This is a genomic window from Bathymodiolus heckerae thiotrophic gill symbiont (genome assembly GCF_900128515.1).
In the GTDB taxonomy this organism is placed as follows: Bacteria; Pseudomonadota; Gammaproteobacteria; order PS1; family Pseudothioglobaceae; genus Thioglobus_A.
In genome coordinates, this window is sequence record NZ_FQTP01000191.1 from 1 (window position 1) to 1,628 (window position 1,628).

The following is a 1,628-nucleotide window of genomic DNA, read 5'->3' on the forward strand; positions in this document are numbered from 1 at the left end:
AGGGGGTACTAAAAAGAGTGCATGATTTGTGAATCTGATTTACGTGTTGTCTTCATTTGAATCTCCTTATGTTTTTATTATAAGAAAGTTCTACTTTTACTGAGTGTTAATTTTTGGGAGGATTACACCTTAACCATGACGATGAGATATGCCCATTTATCTCCAGACCATCTAAATGATGTAATAAAGTACGCACCTGTGGTTGATTTATAACTATTTATGCTATATTCATAAATAAGGTATATAATATCCATATAGCATGTATTTAGTAATAAAAAGGAGAGACGGTATGAGTATTTCTGAAAAAAATAAAATTAATAAATTAGATGTATTGACTAATGCCTATTTAAAAGCAGGGAAAGAGATGGGATTAACTCAAAAAGAACTTGGAAAAATAATTGGAAAAGGGCAGTCATCTATTAGTCGTAGTTCAGTTGATCCAGATAGTAAAATTGGTGAAATAGTGCTAATCTTTATTAGAATTTACCGTGCTATTTTTGTATTAGTTGGCGGAGATGGTGAGCAAATTAAACACTGGATGCACACGCTAAATTCACATACTCGCGGCATTCCTGCAGAGCAAATTCAAACTATTTCAGGATTGATGACTGTTGTAGGATATTTAGATGCAATTAGAGGTAAAGTTTAATAATGAATTGGGAAGGGCTTATTGAAGAGTCAGGCATGAGCAAGATTAGTGGCTCAATGTTTCGGATTGTTGAAAGTCAAGAGCAGGTTGCCACAATGGGTCTGGTAGACTCTTTAGAAGAGCAGTTGCTTTTGGAGCAAATGATAGAGGAGACTAAGCCTAAAGATGAGAATAAAGATAAAAATGTTCATTATTTGCTTTCAACGCCTTTTCGATATCCTCCGTTGGATTGGGGCTCTCGCTTTGGATCAAAAGTTGAAGCAAGTCTATTCTTTGGATCAAAATCTATAACTACTCTTATGTGTGAGGCAGCCTACTATAGGTTTATTTTTTGGATGGGTATGAGTTCGCCACCTAGTTCAAAATTAAGAACACAGCATACAGTCTTGTCAATTGACTATAAATCAAAATATGGCGTCCAACTTCAACTAGAACCATTCGCACAGTATAAGAGCATATTAACGGATTCTAGTAATTATAAGGCAACTCAAAAACTCGGCAATGCAATGAGAGCTTTTGGAATTAAAGCCTTTGAATATATCTCAGCAAGAGATCCCGAAGAGGGGATTAATGTAGCATTATTTGATATTGAGGCCTTGGCCAGTAAGAAGCCAGTAGATACGACACAGTGGTTTTGTGAAACGGATGGAGATCAAGTGTTGTTTCGATGTGACCACCATGATAAAGTATATCGTTATCCATATTCGTTTTTCCAAATTGATGGAAAAATCCCTCAGCCAGTAATTTAATTTATGGGTCATGACAACTTAAGCATATTTAAAATCATGTTAAAGTACCGTTATGAAAGTAAAAAAACAAGTATGTAAATCGTTCCCGTATTTCAGAGAAGAAATTTAGAGAAATAATTAAGTATTTCTCTCTTGATTTGAACGCAGTTCAAATCAAGGAATTAACAGGATTGAGCAGACAAACAATCAACAAATATTTAACCGCTATTAGGCTTAGAATTGTAGAACTA

2 protein-coding genes and 1 pseudogene are annotated in these 1,628 nt (G+C 34.7%); all 3 read left to right on the plus strand.

From position 1 onward, the window contains the following. Nucleotides 1-289 precede the first annotated feature (289 nt). Nucleotides 290-649, plus strand: a complete 360-nt coding sequence (locus tag BTHERMOSOX_RS11030; RefSeq protein ID WP_138121180.1) for an MbcA/ParS/Xre antitoxin family protein — start codon at nt 290-292, stop codon at nt 647-649. 2 nt (nt 650-651) lie between these two features. Continuing rightward, complete coding sequence (locus BTHERMOSOX_RS11035) at nt 652-1,398, plus strand: RES family NAD+ phosphorylase (RefSeq protein WP_138121181.1); 747 nt, start codon at nt 652-654, stop codon at nt 1,396-1,398. An 89-nt stretch (nt 1,399-1,487) separates the two neighbouring features. Further along, nucleotides 1,488-1,628 (plus strand): annotated as a pseudogene (locus BTHERMOSOX_RS11040) (IS1595-like element ISBaz1 family transposase); the annotation flags it as partial.